Below are 15,288 nucleotides of genomic sequence, written 5' to 3' on the forward strand. Positions count from 1 at the left end.
ATTTGTCCGTGCTGTGCGGAAGATCCCTGCCCAGAGTGGACACGTAAGGTTATCGACCCCGTGGCTGGAAACACCGGCAGGGCGCCCTTTCGGGGCGCCTGCCGCACGAGCACAGGGGCCGCCCGGGTGAACTCCCGCTCCGACCGGCCGCGTTCATGAATTGTTCATCCATGAGCCGCCGTAGTGGCGCAACGCCCTCCTACCGTCACGGCTGGATTCATTCCGACACGTTGTCGGCGCAGGGGGCGTCGCCGTGTACCTACCCGGAGGACGTCGTCGTGCGCAAGCTGCTGCCCCTTCTCTCGAACAACCACGCAGGTGGTCGCTCCGCCCTCACCTGCCGTTACCGCTGTGGTGACGCCTGTTTCCACGAGGTCCCCAACACCAGCGACAACGAGTACGCCGGTGACGTCATAGCCAAGGCCTACTCCCGCCGCTCGATGATGCGCGCCGCCGCGGTGGTCACCGTCGCCGGTACGGTCGGCACCTCCGTCGCCCTCAGCCAGAGCGGTGGCACCGCCAACGCCGTCGAGGGCGCTGCCGCCGCAGCCGGTTCCGAGGGCGGCCAGGCCGCCCGCGGCCTGCGCTTCACCTCCGTCGCCCCCAACACCGCCGACCAGGTCACCATCCCCGAGGGCTACGCCCAGAACGTCGTGATCAAGTGGGGTGACCCGATCCTCCGCGGCGCCCCGGGCTTCAACCCCGACAAGCAGACCGCCGCCGCCCAGGCCGGTCAGTTCGGCTACAACAACGACTTCCTCAGCCTGCTCCCGCTCGGCGGCAACTACGAGCGCCAGCAGCTGATGGTCGCCAACCACGAGTACACGGACGAAGTCCTGATGTTCAAGGGCTACGACGCGGCCAACCCGACCCGCGAGCAGGTCGAGATCGCCTGGGCCGCGCACGGCCTGTCCGTGGTCGTCGTCCAGGAGGACCACCGCAGCGGCAAGCTGACGGCCGTCAGCCGCCACCAGCTCAACCGCCGCCTGCACACCACCAGCGAGTTCCGCATGGCCGGCCCGGCCGCGGGCAGCGACCTGCTGAAGACCTCCGTCGACCCGACCGGCACCAAGGTGCTCGGCACCCTCAACAACTGCGCCGGCGGCACCACCCCGTGGGGCACCACCCTCCACGGCGAGGAGAACTTCAACCAGTACTTCGCCAACGGCGGCAGCGTCACCGAGCCGGTCCAGGCGGCCCGCCTGAAGCGCTACGGCATCACCGGCGCCGCCTCCGAGCGCAAGTGGGAGCGGTTCGACAAGCGCTTCGACGTGGCCCAGGAGCCCAACGAGGCGAACCGCTTCGGCTACGTGGTCGAGCTCGACCCGTACGACCCGAACTCGGTCCCGCGCAAGCGCACCGCCCTCGGCCGCTTCAAGCACGAGGCCGCGCAGCCCCGTCTCACCGAGGACGGCCGTCCGGTCGTCTACATGGGCGACGATGAGCGCTTCGACTACTTCTACAAGTTCGTGTCGAGCAAGCAGATGAAGAAGGGCAACAGCCGGGCGGCGAAGGAGCACAACCTGACGCTCCTCGACGAGGGCACCCTCTACGTCGCCAAGCTCACCGGCGACTCCCCGGCCGCGGAGATCGACGGCACCGGCAAGTACCCGAGCGACGGCCAGTTCGACGGCACCGGCGTGTGGATCCCGCTGGCCACCGGCAACGTCTCCCACGTGGAGGGCTTCACCGCCGAGGAGGTGTACATCTTCACCCGGCAGGCCGCCGACAAGGTGGGCGCCACCAAGATGGACCGCCCCGAGGACGTCGAGCCGTCCCCGCGCACCGGCCGGGTCTACGTCGCGCTGACCAACAACACCGACCGCGGCAAGCCCGGCAAGGCGGAAGGCGCGACCGAGGCGAACCCGCGCAACCTCAACAAGCACGGCCAGATCCTGGAGCTCGCCGAGAGCTTCGACGACCCGGCCGGTGACGCCTTCGCCTGGCGCCTCTTCCTGGTCGCCGGTGACCCGAACGACCCGGCCACCTACTTCGCCGGATTCCCGAAGGACAAGGTCAGCCCGATCTCCTGCCCGGACAACGTGGCCTTCGACCCGCACGGCAACCTGTGGATCTCCACCGACGGTGCCCAGCTCGGCTCCCACGACGGCCTGTTCGGCGTGGCGACCGCCGGTGAGCGCCGCGGTGAGCTGAAGCAGTTCCTGACCGTTCCGAAGGGCGCGGAAACCTGCGGCCCGATCATCCAGGACAAGCGGGTCCTGGTCGCGGTCCAGCACCCGGGTGAGATCGACGGCGCCTCCGTCGAGAAGCCGGCCTCGGTGTGGCCCGACGGCCCGGGCAAGATGGTCCGCCCGGCGGTCGTAAGCGTCTGGCGCAAGGACGGCCGCAACATCGGCGTCTGAGGGTGAAGTTGGGGCCGTGTTTCACGTGAAACACGGCCCCGGCCTCGTTTCCGGCAGTTACTTGCCGAAGATCAACTGCCGGGGAACGGGGGAAGGGTGAGCTTCGTCAGTGCGCCGCCGTCCGGCGCCCGGGCGAAGCTCAGTCCGATCTTCAGGACCGCGGCCTGGCCGGCCACGATGGTGAGCCCCAGCCCGTGGCCGCGCCCGCGGCCCGGGTCCCCGGTGCGGAACCGCTGCGGACCCCGCTCGATGAGCTCCGGCGGGTAGCCGGGCCCGTGGTCGCGGACCGCCACCTCCGGTCCGTCCACCGTCACCTCGACCGGCGGTCGCCCGTGCTGGTGCGCGTTGGCCAGCAGGTTGGCGAGGATGCGGTCCAGCCGCCGCCGGTCGGTGAGCACCACCGCGTCCCGTACCACCGTGACCTCTGCCGCCAGTCCGCTCGCGGCGACGATCCGGCGGACCGCCGGGCCCAGTTCGAGGCGTTCCAGATCCGCCCGCTCGACACCGGAGTCCAGCCGGGAGATCTCCAGCAGGTCCTCGGTGAGCAGGTGCAGGGCCCGCAGCCGGTCGTTGATCATCTCCTTGGGGCGGCCCTCCGGCAGCAGCGAGGCCGCGGCCAGCGAGCCGGTGAGCGGGGTGCGCAGCTCGTGCGCCACATCCGCGGTGAACCGCTTCTCCGCCTCCAGCCGGGACTGGAGCGAGCGGGCCATGGAGTCCAGGGCGACGGCCACATCGCGCACCTCGTCGTGGTGGCGCCGGCCGTCGCGGGTGTCCTCGGAGGGGAAGCCGACCCGGGCGTCCAGATCGCCGGCGCTGATCCGGCGGGCGACCGCGGCGGTGGTGGCCAGCCGTCGGCTGATCCGGTTGGCCAGGAAGAGCCCGGCGAGTGCGACCGTGCCGGCGGCGAGCGCCGAGCAGGCCAGGATCGCGGTGTCCAGGTCCCGGAGCCGGCTGCGCGTGCTCTCGTACGGGACCCAGACGGCGAGGGCCCTGCCGTCGGCGGGGCCGGCCGCCCACATCACCGGTTTTCCCTGGTGTTCGCCGACCATGCTGCCGGTCCGGCCGCGGGCCACCAGGGCGCGCAGCTGCGGGGGCAGTGCGGGCGGGTCGACGGCGCTGTTCAGATCGCCGTGCGCGGTGCCGTACTCGTAGTGGGTGAGGGCGTGTTCGAGCTCGCGGTGGACGTCCTTGCGGACCTCACCGGCGATCTGCCGGGACACCACGTTGTGCACGAGGATCCCGAGGACGGCGGCGACGGCGCAGCACACGGCGGTGGTGGTGGCGGCGATCTTCCAGCGCAGACTGCTTGTCGCCCGCATTCCGGCCGCCCCTCAGGTCTCGCTCGGGGCGCACACGGTGGTGGAGTCCCTGGCGGGGGCGCATTCGTCGAGGGTCAGTCCGGCGAGGGCCATCACCCCGGAGTCGGGATCCCACTCGTAGTCGGAGATGGACACCAGGGTGGGGGTGGAGGTGGGCTCGCGGACCGCGAGATGGTCGGCGGCCACCTCGACGCCCGCCAGCACGGCGCGGCGGGCCAGGATGCGGGTGACTCTGCCGTTCTGTACGGAGTAGACGCGGAGCTCGCTGAGGCGGCCGTCCAGGTCCACGGCGGTGATCAGGTCTTCTTTGCCGTCGCCGGTGAGGTCGTGCAGCACGGGTGGGCGGACCGGGCAGTCCGGGCCGCCGTCCACAGCCTGTGTACAGAGCGCGAGCCGCTGGGCGGCGCGGGGATCCACCAGCCGGCCGGTGCCCTTGTCCCGGCGGGTGGCGGAGGTGATGTCGGCCCGGACCACGTCCAGGGCGTCCACCCCGCGCATGCTGCCGCCGGGTACCGGGGGCAGGCCCGGGACGGGCGCGGCCGTGCCGGGGTTTTCGCCGGGGGCGGCGGGTGAGGGGTGGATCGTGCCCCACAGGGTGAGCGGGGCGTGCGCCTCGCCGAGGTCGCCTTCGCTCTGCAGGCCCTCGACATCGGCGCAGGCGGTGGCCGTGGCCGTCGCCAGGAGCGCGAAGGCCAGGGCGGTGCAGCCGCGGGCGAGGGGGAGCCGCATGTACCGATGCTCTCCCGCTGCGCGGAGCCGGGCCCGGACACGCACCCATCCGGGTGACCCCCGGACCCCTGCATCCCCGCACCCCCGCACCGGCACCTCCGGCCCCCCGGGCCCGCCCGCGCCTCAGGAGGCGGTCGGGGTGGGGCCGGCGGTGATGGTGCGGGCCGCGGAGAGTTCCTGGTGGAGCGGGGCCAGTACGGCGGACTGCGGCGGGGGCGGGGCCGTGCGGGGCGCCGGTGGGGCCGGGTGGCGGCGGACCGCCTCGGCCAGGGCGCGCAGCTCGGCCGTGATCCCCGCGACCTCCGCCGCCCCCGGCGGCGCCGCTCCGTGGTTGACCCGCACCCGGGCCGCCGTGGTCGCGTCCACGATCCGTTCCACCGCCACCACCAGCGGCCACCAGGCCGCCGCCCGCGCCCCCGTCGGCGGCGGCTCGGTCAGCGCCCGCTGGAACTCGTTGCGGACGTCCGCCAGGTCCCGGTAGATACGGCGGCGGGCCTGCACCCGGGCGGTCCGGGCGGCACGCAGGGCCGCTTCCGAGCCGACCGGGCCGAAGGCCCGCGCCACGTACGAGGCCGCGTCGTCCACCGTGTCGGCCAGCCGGTCGCCGATCCGGGTGTGCCAGCTCTCCGGCCACAGGAGATAGCCGGCGACCAGCACGATCGCGCAGCCGATCAGGCTGTCCAGCAGCCGGGGCCGGATCAGGTCGAAGCCGGAGTGGCTCAGCAGGTCCGACAGCAGCAGGATGACCGGGGTGATCGCCGCGGTCTGGAAGGCGTAGCCCTTCGCCGAGAAGGCGGGGATGAGCGCGGCCAGGACCGCCATCACCGGAACGTCCCACCAGCCGCGCGGTACCTCGGCCAGCACGGCCGCCGCGACCACCAGTCCGCCGGCGGTGCCCAGGGCCCGGAGCACCGCCCGGGAGAACACCGAGCCGAAGTCCGGTTTGAGGACGAAGGTGACGGTCAGCGCCACCCAGTACGAGCGCTCCACCTCGACCACGGACACCAGCACCTGGGCCAGCCCGATGCACAGGGCGAGCCGCAGCCCGTAGCGCCAGGAGGCGCCCGAGAACAGCGCGGCACGGGCGGCCCGGCGGGCCCGGATCCGCAGCGCGGCCGGGCGGCCGAGCCGGTCGTCGACGGTGAAGAGGTCGGGGTCCGGCTCGTGGACGACACCGGCCGCGTGCCGTACCGCCGAGTCGATGGCCCGCGCCGACGGCACCCCCGCCGGGGGCGCGGGCAGGTCCAGGACCAGCGGTTCGGTGCTGCCCGCCGCGACCGCGTCGGCGAGCCGGCGGACGGCCGCCGGGATCTCGGGCGGCAGCGGCCGGCCGCGCAGGTGCGCGGCCGGCGCGGCCTCGACCAGCGGGATGACCGCGTTGAGCTGCGCGGCCATCCGCACCAGCGAGGGGCTCCGGCCGTGGGCCCGGGCCCGCCGGCCCAGCAGCAGGTCGTAGGCCTGGTTGAGGGCCTGGGTGACGGCCTGCCGCTGCTCCTCGTACGCCGGTCTGCCCGCGGCGTCCAGCAGGCCGGCGACCGCCCGGTAGGTGGCCGCGACCGCGCTGCGTTCCGGCTGCCGTCCGCGCAGTGGCCAGCCGAGCAGGCTGAGCAGCAGGACGAACAGGCCGCCCGCGGTCAGCAGGACCGGCGCCGTCCACCAGGGCTGGGGCAGTGCCAGCCCCGCGCCGACCACGGCGTTGAGCAGGAGCAGCAGCCCGGAGACGGAGGCGACCGTACCGATCGAAGAGATCATCCCGGAGACCAGGGCGACCAGGGTGAGGACCGCGACGGCCAGCCAGCCCCGGCCGTAGACCAGGGTGCCGAGGGCGACTCCGACCGCGCCGAAGAACTGGGGCACGGCGATGTTCAGGATGCGCATCCGGTAGGCATCGGCGGTGTCGCCGATCACCCCGGCCAGGGCGCCCATGGAGACGAGGGCGCCGTACTCGGGCTCGTCCACGGCGAACCCGACGGCGAGCGGGGCGGCCATCGCGATGCCGGCCCGGGCCGCGGCGGCCCAGGGGATGGGGGCGCTGCTCGGCCGCAGGCCCCGGAGCAGCCATTCGGGCGGGGCGAGTGGATGGTGCCGGTCCTGCCGGGCCCGTCCGGCCCGTCCGTGCCGGTTCCCGGACTGCTCGCCGGGCGGTATCTGTTCGGTGCTCATGCCGTGCTCATGCCGTGCTCATGCCGCTTCAGTGCCGCCGCTCGCGAATCGGTTCTTCTGGGACCTTTGCCGTGTTCCGGTGCGTGTTCCGAGCTTATGGGGTGCGGCGCAGGCGCCCGGCCAGCCAGGCGCCGAGGGCCGCGGCGAGTCCGATGGCCAGCACGATCCACGCGGTGGTGCGGAGGAAGGCGGTGAGGGCGTCGTACACGGCCCCGGCCGCCGGGCGGTCGATGTCGGCCGGCAGGTCGGCCAGGACGATCCGGCGGCAGACCAGCACGGCGGCCCACAGCAGGACCGCCCCGGCCGCCAGGCCCAGGCCGGTCGCGACCAGGGCCCGCCGCCGGGAGACGGCGACGGCGACGGCGGCGACGGCAACGGCCAGGGTCAGCAGCGGGAGCCAGATTCCGGCGACCTGGAGCATCTGGAAGACCTTCCGGAGCGCGCCGAGATCGTCGTACTCCATGACCTTGATCTCGGTGTGGGTGACGGGGATCCGGTCGGCGAAGGGCACCCCGCCGGCGACGAGTTCCCCCTTGATCCGCTCGACGACCGGGGCGAGGTCGAGGGTGACGGCGTCGCCGCGGCCGGTGCTCAGCGCCTTCAGGAAGGCGGCGTGCGCGGCGTGGTTGGCGGCGTCCCAGGTGGTCCGGTAGGCGGCCGTGCCGGTGAAGGACTCCAGGGCATCGCCGAGCAGGGTCTCCATGACGCCCTGGAAGGGGCCGGCGTCGATCTGCGTGGAGATGGCCCGGGTGGCCTGGGTGACCACCACCCGCTGGACGGCGGGGTCCTCGGCGAGCGGGGACATGGCGGCGGTGTAGCGGTCGACGTCGCCCAGCTCGCGGTCGGCCCAGTACGCGACCGCGCTCAGTGGCACCAGGAGTACCAGGAGCGCGACGAGGGCCGCCGAGAGGAAGGTGCGCACGTCACCAGGGAAGGCCGGAACCGCGCGCGGCGCGAGCGGTGCTGCTGCGGGCGGGTGGTTCCGGTGGTTGCCAGGTAATCTGGACATGTAATATCCAGATTATGAGGATGAGCGAGGGCGTCGAATGGGCGCTGCACAGCTGCATCAACCTGGCCTGGAGCGGGCCGGACCGGGCGGTGTCGGCGGCACGCCTGGCGGCCTGGCACGACCTGCCCGCGGCCTATCTGAACAAGCAGCTGCAGGCGCTGGCCCGGGCCGGCATCGTCAGCTCCACCCCCGGCCCGAAGGGCGGTTTCAGGCTTGCCCGCCCGCTGGACCGCATCTCGCTCATGGACGTGGTCGCCGCCGTGGAAGGGCCGGACCAGGCCTTCAGGTGTGCGGAGATCCGGCAGCAGGGCCCCGGCGGCGGCCCGGCCGCGTCCTTCACCGCCGACTGCGCCATCGCGCACGCCATGTCCCGGGCCGAACTGGCCTGGCGGCGCGAACTCGCCGCCCAGACCCTCGACGCGATCCGGCAACAGGCCGAGATCCAGGCCCCCCAGGCGCCGCAGCGGCTGCGTGCCTGGCTCGAAGCCGCCCGCTGACGGCCCGCCACCGCCGCACACCAGCCCCAGCTGCAGCCGCACCGACCGCACACGCCAGAGGAGCCAGTAATGACGCGCAGCATCACCAACCCGGCCGGCCTCCACAACCCCACCGCCTTCGGCTACAGCCACATCGTCTCCGCCCCCGGCGAGCAGGTCTTCATAGCCGGTCAGTACGGCTCCGACGAGACCGGCGCCGTGGTCTCCGAGGACTTCGCGGGCCAGGTCGAGCAGACCTTCGCGAACCTGCGCACCGCACTCGCCGCGGCCGGCCTCGGCCCCTCGGACGTGGTCCGCATCGGCACGTACGTGGTCGGCCACGACCAGAGCCGGCTGGAGGTTCTGCTGGAGCACCTGCACGCCACCTGGGGCACCGAACTGCCGGCCCAGACCCTGATCGGCGTCGCCTCCCTCGCCCTGCCCGGCATGCTCTTCGAAATGGACGCCGTGGCCGTACGGCCCGCCGGCCACGCCTGATCCACTTGCCGGACCGGGGTGCCGGGTGTGCCCTTGATGGACGGGGGGAGAGGGAAGGAGCCCCTGTCATGGCACATGCGGCACCCACCGCCGCCCGGCGGCACCGGGCGGAGACCAGCCACCTGAGCTGGACCGCGTACGTCGGCCCCCTGACCTGGGGCCTGGTCTACGGGGTCTACGCAGCCTTCATGAAGCGTCAGATGGGGCCCGTGGACGCGGCCAACGTGTTCTACGGCATCCTGTGCGGCCTGCTCTTCGCGGCCGGCATGTTCGCCCTCGCCCGCCTCGGCCCCAAACTCATGCGCGAGCTCCACGCCGCCGCGTACGGCGCCTTCGCCGGCATCACCTTCGGCTACCTCTACAGCCTGTCCGGCGAGAGCGTGATGCGCTCCACCTGCCTTGCCCTGGCGGTCGGCGCGGGCGTGGGCCTGATCGCCTTCTACCGCTACTACACCCGTGAGGACTGAGCACCCCGTAGGCCTCCCGGGCCGGTCACCGTGCGGTTCCACGACCGCAGGTGACCGGCCCGATGCGGGCGCGGCGGCGGTCAGTCGGCGGGTGCGGCGGCGGCCTCGGCGGTGGCCCGCTGCGGGGCGCCGGCGGAGGCAGTGCCGCCCGCCTCGGCCACCGGCCCGTCCGGATCGGTGGCGGCCGGCTTCGGCGGCGGCGGGGTGAACCGGGCGGCCTCGGCGCGGATCATGGCGTTCAGGGCTGCGTACGGGTCGATGGGCATGACGGCACCTCGGGGTGTCGATGGGGCTGGTGTGGGGGGTTCGCTCGCTGCCGCTCGGCGCGGTCAGCAGCGCAGCACCACACCCCGCACGGCCCACCGGGGTGCACCGGGTTCCAGCCGGTCGTACGAGAGGCCGCGCGCGGCCGGCACCACGGCCGCCCACGCACCCTGCACGGGCGGACGCCGGACCGGCACCGTCCCGCGCGCCGCCCCCCGTACCGCCGTCCGCAGTTCCGGATCCAGCGCGGGATCCGACTGCCCTTCGGCCGGGGCCGAGGGTTCTGCGGGGGCGGACGAGGCGGTCCGCGGTTCCGCCGCGCCGGTCGCGGACCAGGCCGTACCGGGGGCGAAGAGCGCGAGCAGCACCACGCAGCCCACCGCCAGGGCTCTCGTGAGTGCGTAGCGCGTCCCGCTCATGCGGGCCATGTGCCCCGACACGCCGGGCGGTTCCCCGCCGGGCCCGCAGATGCCCCCGACCGGCGGACGAAGACACCTCCCCCGGCCGACAGAGGGCCCGTCCGGAGCCCCCCGGCCGGGTCAGCCGGTGGCGGTCACACCAGCACCCATGCCACCGCCGCCGCACCCATCAGCGCGGCGGCGAGGTGGACGGCGGGGTGCCCGTAGTCCCCGAACCAGAGCTGGCGGATCAGGCCGCCCAGGGCGGCCAGCGCCGTGATCACGGCGATCTGGGCGGGGAGCGGGCCGGAGGTGAACGGGATCAGGGCCAGCAGGACTGCGTTCAGCCAGAGCGGTGCCGCCCCCGTCCAGCCCCGCCACTCCCAGATCGCCGTCTGTGACATCCCGGCCCCCCGCCGTTCATACGCGTCAACCAGTAGGCTGTGCCGCCTCCTTGCCAGCTTCCCGGGAGCCGCCCGCCGGGACAAGCAGACGTTCGGCAAGAGCTCCGAAGACCAGGCCGAAACTCGCCCACAGCGCGGTCTGGATGGCCAGCGAGGAGAGCCGGAACTGCCAGATGAGGGTGGCCGGGAAGTCCGCGGGGATCTCGTCGATGCCGGGGAGCAGGGCGTACGAGAGGGTGACCGCCGCGATGAAGAAGACGGCGCCCGCCACGCTCGCGTTCCAGTTGCCGAGCGCCGGAGCCAGCCGCCGGCCCAGGATCACCGCGCCCGCGGCCAGCAGCACGCTCAGCGCGATCATCAGCAGGTAGAGGGCGGTGCGCCGGCCCGCCGTCTCCGGGTCGCCGACCGCCGGGGGATTGGCCGGGTACTTGAAGAACGGGACCAGGGTCACCGTGACGTACAGCCCCAGGGTGGTGAGGGCGGCGGTGGTACGCGGCGAGAAGCGCCCGATGCGTCCCAGGGCGAAGCAGAAGACGAGCGCGGCGATGCCGCCGAGCGCGACCCCGTAGAGCAGGACGCCGGTGCCGAGGCCGGCGGTGGCCTGGAGGGTCCGGCTGACCGGGGCCTCCTCGCCGTGGTCGTGACCGGAGCCTTCGGCCGCAGCCGCCGCCTCCTCGATGGCGATGGCCGCGTCGACCTTCGGCTCACCGAGGAAGTAGGCGACCAGCAGGGCGAGCGCGCCGGCCGCGAGGCCGGCGAGCATGCCGCGCACGAGCAGCGCGCGGACAGAGGGGGAGTTCATGGTTCGGTTCCCTCGCGTTGTGGAGCGATGTCAACGTCGGTGGGTGTGGGGGGTGGGAGTGGGGAGCGGGGAAGACGTGCGACGTCAGTGGCAGGGGAAGCCGAGCAGGTGGCGGCCGTCGTGCAGCCATTCGTGGATGGTCTCGCCCTCGAAGACCGCGGTGGCGCCTTGCTCCGCGCCGATGAAGTAGAGCAGGACCAGCATCAGGATTCCGGTGAAGACCGCCCAGGGGGCCAGGGTCTTCAGCGAGATGGGGGCGATGGGGGCGACGGAGCCCGTCGCCGAGGGCATGGCGGACTGACCCATGGCAGTACCTCCAGGGGAACACGCGTCCCGGTCAGTGGTGCACTGGGACGACGGAGGCGGGTCTGACTTTCACAGTGGCGCGACCGTGCCGGATTCTCACCGGTACTTCCGTCCTGCCGTCGTCATGTCGCGGAGACCGTACCGCGTTTATCCTCCGCTTATGAATCCCCCCGTCGTACGAGTTCAGCTGGTCACCCCAGCCCTTGACGAGGACATGCGGAAGCGCCGGTTCGGCCCGGAACACGGGGAGTGGGCGGGCCGGACACTCGACGAGGTGGCGGCCGAGGACCCGGAGGCCGTACGGCGCTGGCTGACCGACCCCTCGTACGCGCCGCCCGGCGGGGAGTCCGTCGCGGCACTCGTCGCCCGGGCAGGAACCTGGCTGGACGGCCTGGCCCCGGGCACCCACCGGATCGAGGCCGGCCAGGCGTTCGTCCGGGCGGTGGTGGTGCACGCGCTGGCGCTGCCGGCCGGGACCTTCTGGCGGCTCGACGCGAAACCCCGCACGCTCACCGAGCTCAGCGGGCGTGCGGGGCGGTGGAACCTGCGGCTGGGCGGGCCCTGCGATTAGGCCAGGGCCTCAGGCCACGATCCAGTCGCTGGTCGCAATGACCGGGGTGACCCCGTCTCGGTGGACGGTGCCCTCGATCAGGCCGTACATCCGGTCCGCGGCGAAGTAGACCTCGTTGTCGTTCTTGAGGCCGAACGGCTCCAGGTCCACCAGGAAGTGGTGCTTGTTGGGCAGGTTCAGCCGGACCTCGTTCACCTTCGGGCAGTGGTCCAGCACCCGCTCGGCCATCTGGTGCAGGGTCTGCTGGAGCGAGTACGAGTAGGTCTCGGCGAAGGCCTCCAGCATGTGCTTGCGGACCTTCCGGTACGACTGGTCCCAGTCGAACTCCGGGTCGTCGGCGGCCAGCGCCGAGTGCGCCCAGCGGGAGGTGACCTTGGTCGCGAGGATCCGGTCGTACGCCTCCTTCAGGGTCGTGTACTCGTCCTTGATGTAGCCGTGGAACTCGGAGTTGGTCGAGTTCATGACCGTCAGGTCCTTCAGCCCCGAGATGACCTGGAGGCCGGTGGTCTCGCTGTAGGTGATCTGCGCGGTGCGCACCTCCTGGCCCTTGCGGACGAAGGAGTGCTGCTCCTTGCGGGTCGGGACCGGGATCCGCTCCCAGGCGTACTCCTCGATCCGGATCTGCGCCTCGCGGATCGGGGTCTGCGAGGAGACGAAGTGCTTGGCGAGCAGGATGCCGAAGGCCTCCGGGGAGGCGATGCCGTGCTCCTTGCCGAAGGCGTACACCGTGTTCTTGGTGGTGTCGGTCGGCAGGCAGTTGGTGTTGTCGCCGGTCAGGTGGACATCGCGGAACTCACCGCGGAGCGCGACCGAGACGTTCAGGTCGCGGATCTCGTGCCAGGAGCCGTCACTGCCCTTGCGGGTGACCGTGACGATGCGGTTCTCGGCCTTGCCGTACTGGTTCTGGGCCAGGACGTGCTTGCTCATGCGCTGTCTTCCTTCGGGTACACGGAGTCCGGATCAGTGGATCCCGTACGCCCGGCGTCCGGCGGCCCGTCCCGGAAACCGCCCGGGTGTGCCGCCCCCCGCCGTTCGGCCCCGGGGGACCGCCCCGGGACTGACGTGCATCCCGGTCCGTAGGTGCTTCTTCGGATTGCAGCATGTTTGCGACCCGCTGGGAACGGGACGAAACCTCCGAGAAGGAGCACCCGCGGACTGGATGAACCACCTGGATCCCTGGATCCCTGGATGTCACGCCATGTGGGCGTCCGCGACCGACAGGGCTCCGTCGAGGATCTCCAGGCCCCGGGCCACGTCCGCCGCCGCGATGTTGCAGGCCGGGGCGAGGTGGATGCGGTTCCCGGCGGTCAGCGGCCACAGCCCGCCCTTCTTGCAGGCCGCGGCGAACTCGGCCATGGGCGCGTTGTCGGCACCGGAGGCGGCGTACGGCACCAGCGGCTCCCGGGTCTCCCGGTTCCGTACGAGTTCCAGCGCCCAGAAGGTGCCCAGGCCCCGGACCTCGCCCACCGACGGGTGGCGCTCGGCCAGCGCCCGCAGGCCCGGGCCCAGCAGCTCGGCGCCGGTACGGGCGGACTGCTCGACGATGCCCTCCTCGGCCATGGTGGTGAGGGTGGCCACGGCGGCGGCGCAGGCGAGCGGGTGGCCGGAGTAGGTCAGTCCGCCCGGGTAGGGGCGGCGGGCGAAGGTGCCGGCGATCTCGGCGGAGATCGCCACCCCGCCGAGCGGCACATAGCCGCTGTTCACGCCCTTGGCGAAGCAGAGCAGATCGGGGGTGACACCCCAGTGGTCGGCGGCGAACCAGGTGCCGGTGCGGCCGAAGCCCACCATGACCTCGTCGAGGATGAAGACGATCCCGTACCGGTCGCAGAGCTCGCGCACCCCGGCCAGATAGCCCGGCGGGGGCACCAGCACGCCCGCGGCTCCGACCACCGGCTCCAGGATCAGCGCCGCGATGGACTGCGGGCCCTCGAAGACGATGGTGTCCTCCAGGTGGCGCAGGGCGCGCTCGCACTCCTCCACCTCGCCGGAGGAGTGGAAGGGGGAGCGGTAGGCGAACGGGCCCCAGAAGTGGACGACCCCGGCGGTGGCGGAGTCGTTGCCGAAGCGCCGGGAGTCACCGGTCAGGTTGATCGCCCCGGTGGTGGCGCCGTGGTACGAGCGGTAGGCGCTGAGAACCTTGGGCCGGCCGGTGTGCAGCCGGGCCATCCGGACGGCGTTCTCGACGGCCTCGGCGCCGCCGTTGGTGAAGAAGATCTTGTCGAGGTCGCCGGGGGTGCGCTCGGCGATGAGGCGTGCGGCCTCGGAGCGTACGTCCACCGCGAATCCGGGCGCGATGGTGCACAGCTTGGCGGCCTGCTCCTGGATCGCGGCGACGACCTTGGGGTGCTGGTAGCCGATGTTGGTGTAGACGAGGGAGCTGCTGAAGTCCAGGTATCGGGTGCCCTCGTAGTCCCAGAAGTACGAGCCCTCGGCCCCGGCCACGGGGAGCGGGTCGATGAGCTCCTGTGCGGACCAGGAGTGGAAGACGTGCTTCCGGTCTGCCGTTCTGACGGTCTCGACGTCTGTGTTCATGTATCGAGAGTATGCGTCCGGGATGTGGACACCCGGGGAATGTGCCGGGGATTCGTCAGGTGCGGGCGCGGGTGATTGGGGGTCCGGCACCCGGGTAGGCGCGCAGGACAGAGCGGGGGGTGACGCATCCGGGGGCTGGAGGCTGTCATGGGTACGGATGTCTGGGCCTATGCGAAGAGCAGCGGCCATGTCGCGGGCGCGGACCTCACCGGGTTCCGGGTGGACGCGTCGGACGGACACGTGGGCCGGATCGACAAGCACTCCGCGGACGTGGGGCGCTCGTACATCGTGGTCGACACCGGGCCGTGGCTCCTGCGCCGGCACGTGCTGGTCCCTGCGGGGCAGGTGCGGCTGGTCGACCTGGAGACCGAGACGGTGCACCTTTCGGCGACGAAGAAGCAGATCAAGGAGAGCCCGGACTTCGAGCGCGGGCAGCAGGACGACGCGGCCTTCATCCGCCTCACCGAGCAGCACTACATCAACGGACACTCGTGAGGGGGAGGCCCTCGCGATGTCTGGAACACCGGGAACACCGGGAACACCGGCAGCGTCGGGCGCATCGGGAAACTTCTCGGTGGTGGCCATGGAGCTGAACGCCGGTACGGTGCTGGCGCTGTCCGGGGAACTCGACCACGACACGGCCGCCCCGCTGCGGGAGGTCCTCGAGGCGGTTCTCGGCGAGGCCGGTCCGGACGGTGGGCGGCTGCTGGTGGACTGCGCCCGGCTCCGCTTCTGCGATTCCACCGGGCTGAACCTGCTTCTCCGGGCCCGGCAGACCGCCGAGGACTCGGGCGGCGTCCTGGAACTGGCCGGGCTTCAGCGGCCGGTGGCCCGGATGTTCGCGATCACCGGAGCGGACGGGGTCTTCACCGTCCACCGGGACCTGGCCGCCGCATTCGCGCCCGGCACCGATGCCGGCACGGGCACGGGTTCGGGCGGCGCGGGTACGGGCACGGGTTCGGGCGGCGCGCCATGACCGACGTACGG

The 15,288-nt window shown here is 72.5% G+C and carries 18 protein-coding genes; 7 read left to right on the plus strand and 11 right to left on the minus strand.

The window, feature by feature from the left end; all coding sequences use genetic code 11:
- Positions 1 to 278: 278 nt before the first annotated feature.
- Positions 279 to 2,363, plus strand: coding sequence for a PhoX family protein (locus tag DEJ50_RS16975; RefSeq protein ID WP_150208830.1), 2,085 nt, complete (start codon positions 279 to 281; stop codon positions 2,361 to 2,363).
- A 71-nt stretch (positions 2,364 to 2,434) separates the two neighbouring features.
- Here the strand turns inward: DEJ50_RS16975 and DEJ50_RS16980 are convergent, their stop codons facing one another.
- The 4 genes from DEJ50_RS16980 to DEJ50_RS16995 form a co-directional block, all read right to left on the minus strand.
- Positions 2,435 to 3,682, minus strand: a complete 1,248-nt coding sequence (locus tag DEJ50_RS16980; protein ID WP_150208831.1) for a sensor histidine kinase — start codon at positions 3,680 to 3,682, stop codon at positions 2,435 to 2,437.
- A gap of 12 nt (positions 3,683 to 3,694) precedes the next feature.
- Positions 3,695 to 4,411, minus strand: a complete 717-nt coding sequence (locus DEJ50_RS16985) for a hypothetical protein (protein WP_223837784.1) — start codon at positions 4,409 to 4,411, stop codon at positions 3,695 to 3,697.
- Positions 4,412 to 4,534: 123 nt separating this feature from the next.
- Positions 4,535 to 6,574 carry an FUSC family protein gene (locus DEJ50_RS16990; RefSeq protein WP_150208832.1) on the minus strand — a complete coding sequence of 680 codons (2,040 nt, stop codon included), beginning with the start codon at positions 6,572 to 6,574 and terminating at the stop codon, positions 4,535 to 4,537.
- A gap of 94 nt (positions 6,575 to 6,668) precedes the next feature.
- Positions 6,669 to 7,583, minus strand: a complete 915-nt coding sequence (locus tag DEJ50_RS16995; RefSeq protein ID WP_223837785.1) for a hypothetical protein — start codon at positions 7,581 to 7,583, stop codon at positions 6,669 to 6,671.
- 20 nt (positions 7,584 to 7,603) lie between these two features.
- Here DEJ50_RS16995 and DEJ50_RS17000 point away from each other — a divergent pair, with 20 nt between their 5' ends.
- From DEJ50_RS17000 to DEJ50_RS17010, 3 genes are all read left to right on the plus strand, one after another.
- Entirely contained in the window at positions 7,604 to 8,080 is a 477-nt protein-coding gene (locus tag DEJ50_RS17000; RefSeq protein ID WP_150212185.1) for an RrF2 family transcriptional regulator, read from the plus strand.
- A 69-nt stretch (positions 8,081 to 8,149) separates the two neighbouring features.
- Positions 8,150 to 8,557 carry a RidA family protein gene (locus tag DEJ50_RS17005; protein WP_150208833.1) on the plus strand — a complete coding sequence of 136 codons (408 nt, stop codon included), beginning with the start codon at positions 8,150 to 8,152 and terminating at the stop codon, positions 8,555 to 8,557.
- Positions 8,558 to 8,625: 68 nt separating this feature from the next.
- Complete coding sequence (locus tag DEJ50_RS17010) at positions 8,626 to 9,024, plus strand: hypothetical protein (RefSeq protein WP_150208834.1); 399 nt, start codon at positions 8,626 to 8,628, stop codon at positions 9,022 to 9,024.
- An 80-nt stretch (positions 9,025 to 9,104) separates the two neighbouring features.
- Here DEJ50_RS17010 and DEJ50_RS17015 read toward each other — a convergent pair whose 3' ends face one another.
- From DEJ50_RS17015 to DEJ50_RS17035, 5 genes are all read right to left on the minus strand, one after another.
- Positions 9,105 to 9,290 (minus strand): hypothetical protein, encoded by a 186-nt coding sequence (locus DEJ50_RS17015; protein WP_150208835.1) that lies wholly within the window; start codon positions 9,288 to 9,290, stop codon positions 9,105 to 9,107.
- A 63-nt stretch (positions 9,291 to 9,353) separates the two neighbouring features.
- Positions 9,354 to 9,707, minus strand: coding sequence for a hypothetical protein (locus DEJ50_RS17020; RefSeq protein WP_150208836.1), 354 nt, complete (start codon positions 9,705 to 9,707; stop codon positions 9,354 to 9,356).
- A gap of 134 nt (positions 9,708 to 9,841) precedes the next feature.
- Complete coding sequence (locus DEJ50_RS17025; RefSeq protein WP_150208837.1) at positions 9,842 to 10,090, minus strand: hypothetical protein; 249 nt, start codon at positions 10,088 to 10,090, stop codon at positions 9,842 to 9,844.
- Positions 10,091 to 10,115: 25 nt separating this feature from the next.
- Positions 10,116 to 10,892, minus strand: a complete 777-nt coding sequence (locus DEJ50_RS17030) for a CbtA family protein (RefSeq protein ID WP_150208838.1) — start codon at positions 10,890 to 10,892, stop codon at positions 10,116 to 10,118.
- A gap of 84 nt (positions 10,893 to 10,976) precedes the next feature.
- Positions 10,977 to 11,198, minus strand: a complete 222-nt coding sequence (locus DEJ50_RS17035) for a CbtB domain-containing protein (protein WP_150208839.1) — start codon at positions 11,196 to 11,198, stop codon at positions 10,977 to 10,979.
- 160 nt (positions 11,199 to 11,358) lie between these two features.
- Between DEJ50_RS17035 and DEJ50_RS17040 the strand changes: the two genes are divergently transcribed.
- On the plus strand, positions 11,359 to 11,769 hold the full coding sequence (locus DEJ50_RS17040) for a histidine phosphatase family protein (RefSeq protein WP_223837786.1): 411 nt from the start codon (positions 11,359 to 11,361) through the stop codon (positions 11,767 to 11,769).
- A 9-nt stretch (positions 11,770 to 11,778) separates the two neighbouring features.
- Here DEJ50_RS17040 and pucL read toward each other — a convergent pair whose 3' ends face one another.
- Positions 11,779 to 12,696 carry a factor-independent urate hydroxylase gene (gene pucL / locus DEJ50_RS17045; RefSeq protein ID WP_150208841.1) on the minus strand — a complete coding sequence of 306 codons (918 nt, stop codon included), beginning with the start codon at positions 12,694 to 12,696 and terminating at the stop codon, positions 11,779 to 11,781.
- 264 nt (positions 12,697 to 12,960) lie between these two features.
- Complete coding sequence (locus DEJ50_RS17050; protein ID WP_150208842.1) at positions 12,961 to 14,301, minus strand: aspartate aminotransferase family protein; 1,341 nt, start codon at positions 14,299 to 14,301, stop codon at positions 12,961 to 12,963.
- Positions 14,302 to 14,448: 147 nt separating this feature from the next.
- Here DEJ50_RS17050 and DEJ50_RS17055 point away from each other — a divergent pair, with 147 nt between their 5' ends.
- Positions 14,449 to 14,796, plus strand: coding sequence for a PRC-barrel domain containing protein (locus DEJ50_RS17055; RefSeq protein ID WP_150208843.1), 348 nt, complete (start codon positions 14,449 to 14,451; stop codon positions 14,794 to 14,796).
- 88 nt (positions 14,797 to 14,884) lie between these two features.
- Positions 14,885 to 15,277 carry an STAS domain-containing protein gene (locus DEJ50_RS17060; protein WP_190344545.1) on the plus strand — a complete coding sequence of 131 codons (393 nt, stop codon included), beginning with the start codon at positions 14,885 to 14,887 and terminating at the stop codon, positions 15,275 to 15,277.
- The last annotated feature ends 11 nt before the right edge of the window (positions 15,278 to 15,288 follow it).

Source organism: Streptomyces venezuelae (assembly GCF_008642295.1).
GTDB lineage: Bacteria > Actinomycetota > Actinomycetes > Streptomycetales > Streptomycetaceae > Streptomyces > Streptomyces venezuelae_C.

Excerpts from the sequence above, each read along its gene's own strand:
- DEJ50_RS16980 (WP_150208831.1), bottom strand. The coding sequence starts at position 3,682 with ATGCGGGCGACAAGCAGTCTGCGCTGGAAGATCGCCGCCACCACCACC.
- DEJ50_RS16985 (WP_223837784.1), bottom strand. The coding sequence starts at position 4,411 with ATGCGGCTCCCCCTCGCCCGCGGCTGCACCGCCCTGGCCTTCGCGCTC.
- DEJ50_RS16990 (WP_150208832.1), bottom strand. The coding sequence starts at position 6,574 with ATGAGCACCGAACAGATACCGCCCGGCGAGCAGTCCGGGAACCGGCAC.
- DEJ50_RS16995 (WP_223837785.1), bottom strand. The coding sequence starts at position 7,583 with ATGTCCAGATTACCTGGCAACCACCGGAACCACCCGCCCGCAGCAGCA.
- DEJ50_RS17000 (WP_150212185.1), top strand. The coding sequence starts at position 7,604 with ATGAGCGAGGGCGTCGAATGGGCGCTGCACAGCTGCATCAACCTGGCC.
- DEJ50_RS17005 (WP_150208833.1), top strand. The coding sequence starts at position 8,150 with ATGACGCGCAGCATCACCAACCCGGCCGGCCTCCACAACCCCACCGCC.
- DEJ50_RS17010 (WP_150208834.1), top strand. The coding sequence starts at position 8,626 with ATGGCACATGCGGCACCCACCGCCGCCCGGCGGCACCGGGCGGAGACC.
- DEJ50_RS17015 (WP_150208835.1), bottom strand. The coding sequence starts at position 9,290 with ATGCCCATCGACCCGTACGCAGCCCTGAACGCCATGATCCGCGCCGAG.
- DEJ50_RS17020 (WP_150208836.1), bottom strand. The coding sequence starts at position 9,707 with ATGAGCGGGACGCGCTACGCACTCACGAGAGCCCTGGCGGTGGGCTGC.
- DEJ50_RS17025 (WP_150208837.1), bottom strand. The coding sequence starts at position 10,090 with ATGTCACAGACGGCGATCTGGGAGTGGCGGGGCTGGACGGGGGCGGCA.
- DEJ50_RS17030 (WP_150208838.1), bottom strand. The coding sequence starts at position 10,892 with ATGAACTCCCCCTCTGTCCGCGCGCTGCTCGTGCGCGGCATGCTCGCC.
- DEJ50_RS17035 (WP_150208839.1), bottom strand. The coding sequence starts at position 11,198 with ATGGGTCAGTCCGCCATGCCCTCGGCGACGGGCTCCGTCGCCCCCATC.
- DEJ50_RS17040 (WP_223837786.1), top strand. The coding sequence starts at position 11,359 with ATGAATCCCCCCGTCGTACGAGTTCAGCTGGTCACCCCAGCCCTTGAC.
- pucL (WP_150208841.1), bottom strand. The coding sequence starts at position 12,696 with ATGAGCAAGCACGTCCTGGCCCAGAACCAGTACGGCAAGGCCGAGAAC.
- DEJ50_RS17050 (WP_150208842.1), bottom strand. The coding sequence starts at position 14,301 with ATGAACACAGACGTCGAGACCGTCAGAACGGCAGACCGGAAGCACGTC.
- DEJ50_RS17055 (WP_150208843.1), top strand. The coding sequence starts at position 14,449 with ATGGGTACGGATGTCTGGGCCTATGCGAAGAGCAGCGGCCATGTCGCG.
- DEJ50_RS17060 (WP_190344545.1), top strand. The coding sequence starts at position 14,885 with ATGGAGCTGAACGCCGGTACGGTGCTGGCGCTGTCCGGGGAACTCGAC.